Origin of the sequence: Streptomyces sp. SBT349 (assembly GCF_001083795.1) — a bacterium.
Classification (GTDB): domain Bacteria; phylum Actinomycetota; class Actinomycetes; order Streptomycetales; family Streptomycetaceae; genus Streptomyces.
The window spans coordinates 1-5,309 of the sequence record NZ_LAVK01000435.1 but is presented as its reverse complement, the minus strand read 5'-3'; the positions used below and the strand labels follow the sequence as shown (position 1 = coordinate 5,309).

Annotated in this window: 6 protein-coding genes and 1 tRNA gene; 5 read left to right on the top strand and 2 right to left on the bottom strand. The window is 71.0% G+C overall.

Features of this window, described 5'->3' with window-relative positions:
* Positions 1-102: 102 nt before the first annotated feature.
* Entirely contained in the window at positions 103-633 is a 531-nt protein-coding gene (locus tag ADY01_RS41435) for a TetR/AcrR family transcriptional regulator (protein ID WP_063784443.1), read from the bottom strand.
* A gap of 121 nt (positions 634-754) precedes the next feature.
* On the opposite strand from ADY01_RS41435, the gene hisN reads away from it, so the two are divergent.
* Together hisN and ADY01_RS32140 are read left to right on the top strand one after the other, a co-directional pair.
* Positions 755-1,549: a histidinol-phosphatase gene (hisN, locus tag ADY01_RS32145; protein ID WP_049580264.1), complete on the top strand. Its 795-nt coding sequence runs from the start codon at positions 755-757 to the stop codon at positions 1,547-1,549.
* Positions 1,550-1,682: 133 nt separating this feature from the next.
* Positions 1,683-2,084, top strand: a complete 402-nt coding sequence (locus ADY01_RS32140; protein WP_049580263.1) for a cyclic nucleotide-binding/CBS domain-containing protein — start codon at positions 1,683-1,685, stop codon at positions 2,082-2,084.
* A gap of 67 nt (positions 2,085-2,151) precedes the next feature.
* On the opposite strand, the gene ADY01_RS32135 is transcribed toward ADY01_RS32140, so the two are convergent.
* Positions 2,152-3,603: a catalase gene (locus ADY01_RS32135; protein ID WP_199826362.1), complete on the bottom strand. Its 1,452-nt coding sequence runs from the start codon at positions 3,601-3,603 to the stop codon at positions 2,152-2,154.
* A gap of 170 nt (positions 3,604-3,773) precedes the next feature.
* On the opposite strand from ADY01_RS32135, the gene ADY01_RS32130 reads away from it, so the two are divergent.
* The 3 genes from ADY01_RS32130 (at position 3,774) to tesB (ending at position 5,276) form a co-directional block, all read left to right on the top strand.
* Positions 3,774-4,193 (top strand): Fur family transcriptional regulator, encoded by a 420-nt coding sequence (locus ADY01_RS32130; RefSeq protein ID WP_049580261.1) that lies wholly within the window; start codon positions 3,774-3,776, stop codon positions 4,191-4,193.
* Positions 4,194-4,236: 43 nt separating this feature from the next.
* Positions 4,237-4,310, top strand: a tRNA-Met gene (locus ADY01_RS32125).
* Between the two features lie 78 nt (positions 4,311-4,388).
* Positions 4,389-5,276, top strand: coding sequence for an acyl-CoA thioesterase II (gene tesB / locus ADY01_RS32120; RefSeq protein WP_049580260.1), 888 nt, complete (start codon positions 4,389-4,391; stop codon positions 5,274-5,276).
* Positions 5,277-5,309 lie beyond the last annotated feature (33 nt).

The following is a 5,309-nucleotide window of genomic DNA, read 5'->3' as shown; positions in this document are numbered from 1 at the left end:
CGGTCCGGGGGGCGACGTTCCCCTGATCCTGGCGCCGGCGGGCGGGCCCGTGCGGGTGTTGTGCGGGCAGGGGCCCGCGCCCGCGGGCGCGACGATCGAGCACTACACCGGTCTCGGCCTCGAACCGGGGCCGGGGACCGGGCCGCTGGCGGCCGTGGGGGCGGGGGCGGGGGCGACCAGATGGGAGACGGCCACGCGCACCGCGGTCTCGCAGCGGGCCGGGTCGGCGGCGGGCAGGGCGCCGCGCGCGCGGTCGGTGAGCTCCGAGACCAGGTGGCCCGGCTCGGCGGCCATGGGGGGCAGGCCCGCGCAGCGGCAGCCGGTGAGGGAGGCGTGGACGACGCGGTCGCGGCCTGCCGCCTGGACGATCCACGCCGTGGCCCCGGCCAGCGCCTCGGCGGCGGGCAGATGCCGGCGCGCGAGGCAGAACGCGGCGAAGCCGTCGAGGAGGGCGCCGGTCCGGTGGGCGGCCAGGGCGGCGCCGAGCCCGGCCTTGTCGCCGAACTCGTTGTAGAGCGTCTGCCGGGACACGCCGGCAGCGGCGGCGACCTCGACCATTCTGACCACCTGCCAGGAGCGTCGCTCGACGGCTTCCCCGGCGGCTCGCAGAAGGGAATCACGCGCGGTGGGCATCGTTGCCTCCTCGCCTCCAGGGGCGGCTGGGGCCCTGGTGTGCGGCACAGGATTGACGCGGTCCGCCGGGGTGTCAAGATGCCCCGCACCGACCGGTGGTGGCGTGCCGGATACTGAGGGCATGCCGGATTACCACGACGACCTCCGCCTCGCGCATGTACTCGCCGACGCCGCGGACGCCGCGACGACGGGGCGCTTCAAGGCCCTCGACCTGAAGGTCGAGACCAAGCCCGACATGACGCCGGTGACCGAGGCGGACCGCGCCGCGGAGGAGGTGATCCGCTCGGTGCTCCAGCGGGCCAGACCCCGGGACGCCGTGCTGGGCGAGGAGTTCGGCTCCCAGGGGCAGGGGCCGCGGCGCTGGGTGATCGACCCGATCGACGGCACCAAGAACTACGTGCGCGGGGTGCCGGTGTGGGCCACGCTGCTCGCCCTGGTCGAACGCGGCCCCGCCGGCGACCGGCCGGTGGTCGGCGTGGTGTCGGCGCCGGCGCTCAACCGGCGCTGGTGGGCGGCGCTGGGGGCCGGGGCGTACACCGGGCGGAGCCTGACCTCGGCGACCCGGCTGCGGGTGTCCGGGGTCGAGCGGCTGGAGGACGCCTCGTTCTCGTACTCGTCGCTGACCGGCTGGGAGGAACGCGACCGGCTCGCCGGGCTGCTCCAGCTCTCGCGGGACTGCTGGCGGACGCGGGCCTACGGGGACTTCTGGTCGTACATGATGGTCGCCGAGGGCTCGGTCGACATGTGCGCAGAGCCGGAGTTGTCGCTCTGGGACATGGCGGCCCCCGCGATCGTCGTGCAGGAGGCGGGCGGCCGGTTCACCGGCCTCGACGGGCGCGACGGACCCCACGGCCAGGACGCGGCGGCGTCCAACGGGCTGCTGCACGCCGAGCTGTTGAGCTACGTCGGGGGCTGACGTCCCCGCGGATTGGCCGTGCCAGGACCCTTGTTGCGGGCCACAGCGCGTGTGAGGATGAGGACGCTCGCGCTTGTGACTTTGTGAATCACCTCTCAAGCACCCCTTCCCCCCGCAGGAGGTGGCTGATCCCATGTTGGTACGCGACGCGATGAGCTCCATCGTTCTCACCATCGGCCCCGACCACACGCTCCGGCAGGCCGCCCGCCTGATGTCCACCCGCCGGGTGGGCGCCGCGGTCGTCCTGGACCCGGACACCTCGGGCGTCGGCATTCTCACCGAACGGGACGTGCTGGCCTCGGTCGGACTCGGCCAGGACCCCGACCGCGAACGGGCCGGGGCGCACACCACGACGGACGTGGTCTACGCCGCGCCCCAGTGGACGCTCGCCGACGCCGCCACCGCGATGGCGCAGGGCGGCTTCCGGCACCTCGTCGTGCTCGACGAGGACGAGCACGAGCCGGTCGGCATCGTCTCGGTCCGCGACATCATCAACTGCTGGACGCCGGTTGTCGGCGCGGCGTCCGTCGCATAGGCCGGAGCGGCCGGAAGTACGGGGCTTCCGGCCGCTCCGGTGTGTACGGCAAGCGGCTATAGCGGGATTAGCCGCGGAGGGCCTGGACCGCGACCTGGAGCCGCTTGCCGTAGTCGTCGTCCGCCTTGCGGAAGTTCTCGATCGCGCGCTCGGCGATGTCCTCGCGGGAGACCTGCGCGATGAAGCCGGCCAGGTTCTCGACCAGGCGCTCCTTCTCGGCCTCCGACATCAGCCGGTAGAGGTTCCCGGCCTGGACGAAGTCGTTGTCCTCGGCGTGCCGGGGGGCCTCGTGGTCACCGGTGTGGCCGGTGACGGCCACGGGCTCCCACAGCGGCCGGTCGGTCTGGGCCGGGCCGCCGAAGCTGTTCGGCTCGTAGTTCTTCGTGCCCCCGTGGCGGCCGTCGTAGGCGAGGCCGTCGCGGCCGTGGGTGCGGGCCTCGGTGGCGTGCGGACGGTTGACCGGCAGGTGGTCGGCGTTGATGCCGACGCGGTACCGGTGGGCGTCGCCGTAGGCGAACAGCCGCCCCTGGAGCATCTTGTCGGGCGAGGGCCCGATGCCCGGCACGAAGTGCTGCGGGGAGAAGATCGACTGCTCGACCTCCGCGAAGATGTTCTCCGGGTTGCGGTTGAGCTCCAGCTTGCCGATCTCGATCGGCGGGTAGTCCGCGTGCGGCCAGACCTTGGTCAGGTCGAACGGATTGAACCGGTAGGTGGCCGCTTCGGCGACGGGCATGATCTGGACCTGAACGGTCCAGCTCGGGAAGTCACCGTTCTCGATCGCCGTGCGGAGGTCCCGCTGGTGGCTGTCCGGGTCGAGCCCCGCGATGCTCGCGGCCTCGTCGGCGGTCAGGTTCTTGATGCCCTGGTCCGTCTTGAAGTGGTACTTCACCCAGAACGACTCGCCCGCCTCGTTCGTCCACTGGTACGTGTGCGAGCCGTACCCGTTCATGTGGCGGTAGGAGGCCGGGATGCCGCGGTCGCCGAACAGCCAGGTCACCTGGTGGGTCGACTCGGGCGAGAGGCCCCAGAAGTCCCAGACGTTGTCCGCCTCCTGCGAGCCCGTGTACGGGTCGCGCTTCTGGGTGTGGATGAAGTCCGGGAACTTGATCGCGTCCTTGATGAAGAAGACCGGAGTGTTGTTGCCGACCAGGTCGTAGTTGCCCTCTTCGGTGTAGAACTTGAGCGCGAAGCCACGCGGGTCGCGCACCGCGTCGGCCGAGCCCAGGTTCCCCGCGACGGTGGAGAACCGGAGGAAGGTCTCGGTCTCCTTCCCGATCCGGGACAGGAACGCCGCCCGGGTGTACGGAGTCAGGTCCGCCGTGACCGTGAACGTCCCGTACGCACCCGCGCCGCGGGCGTGCACGATGCGCTCGGGGATCCGTTCCCTGTTGAAGTGGGCCAGCTTCTCGATGAGGTGCTGGTCCTGGATCAGCACGGGTCCGCCGATGCCGGCGGACTGGCTGTTCTGGTTGTCCGCGACCGGCGCGCCCGCCTCGGTGGTGAGTGGTCCCGCGGTGATCTGATCGGTCATTTACCTGTCACGTCCTTCGGCTGCTCTGTTCCGTGGTGCCGCTCCGGCCATTGGCCATCGCTTAACCAGATCCTATATTGGACTAAGTCCAAGTCAAGACAGATGCGGAATCTATACCCCGTCGGCTCAAGAGTGGCCGCGACGTTAAGGTGGATGGCATGAGTGACCTGCTTCAGCGACTCCGCGACCGCGGCTGGCGGCTGACCGCGCAGCGGCGCGTCATCGCCGAGGTGCTGGACGGCGAGCATGTTCACTTCACGGCCGACGAGGTGCACGCCAGGGCCGTCGCGCGGCTCCCGGAGATCTCCCGCGCCTCTGTCTACAACACCCTGGGTGAGCTTGTCGCGCTGGGCGAGGTGATCGAGGTGACGACGGACGGGCGTGCGAAGCGTTACGACCCGAACGCCCACCACCCGCACCAGCACCTGGTCTGCTCGGGCTGCGGCACCATGCGTGACGTGCGGCTCAGCGGGGATCCGCTGGCCGCGCTCCCCGACGCCGAGCGGTTCGGCTTCACCGTCTCGGAGGTCAACGTGACCTACTACGGCCGCTGTCCCGACTGTGCCCCAGGGGCTTGATTTGCACGCGCCGTGCGCGGGGGGTTAGAGTAAAGACACACACCGCGGGGTGGAGCAGCTCGGTAGCTCGCTGGGCTCATAACCCAGAGGTCGCAGGTTCAAATCCTGTCCCCGCTACTGTAAACGAAGGGCCGGATCCGATCGGATCCGGCCCTTCGTGATGAACTCCCGCGCCCGCCATGGAGAATCGGGCCCATGGACCCTACCCTCCAGTACCTGCTGCGGCTGCTCGACCTGGAGCCGATCGAGCGGGACATCTTCCGCGGCGAGAGCCACGACTCCGTCGTCCCCCGGGTGTTCGGCGGGCAGGTGGCCGCTCAGGCGCTGGTCGCGGCCTGCCGCACCGTTCCCGAGGACCGGCTCCCGCACTCGTTGCACTCCTACTTCCTGCGTCCGGGCGACCCGGGGGCGCCCATCGTCTACACGGTCGACCGCATCCGCGACGGCCGGTCGTTCGCCACCCGGCGGGTGGTGGCGGTGCAGCACGGGCAGGCGATCTTCACCCTCTCCGCGTCGTTCGCGATGGCGGAGGAGGGGCTCGAACACCAGGAGACGATGCCGGAGGCGCCCGACCCCGAGTCGCTGCCGCCCGCGGACGAGCTGCTGCCGCGCTACGCGGGCCTCTTCAGGGACCAGGCCGTGCTGGAACTGCTGCTCCAGGCACGGCAGGCGATCGACCTGCGGTACGTCAACGAGCCACCGTTCGGGACGGCCGGCCGCCCGCGGGAGCCGCGGTCGCAGGTGTGGTTCCGGGTCAACGGGAAGCTGTCGGGGGACGAGGACACCAGCGTGGCGCATCTGTGCCTGGGGACCTATGTCTCGGACATGACGCTGCTCGACTCGGTGCTGCTCGCCCACGGGCGCGGCGGCTGGATGACCGGGGACACGGTGGGGGCGAGCCTGGACCACGCCATGTGGTTCCACCGGCCGTTCCGCGCCGACGAGTGGCTGCTGTACGACACGGACTCGCCGACGTCGCAGTCGGGGCGCGGGCTCGCACGGGGGCGGATGTTCACCAGGGACGGGCGGCTGGCGGTGTCGGTGATACAGGAGGGGCTGATGCGCGTGCCGCGGTCGCGTTGACGCGTTGACGCGCTGACGTGCGGTGGGTGGGAC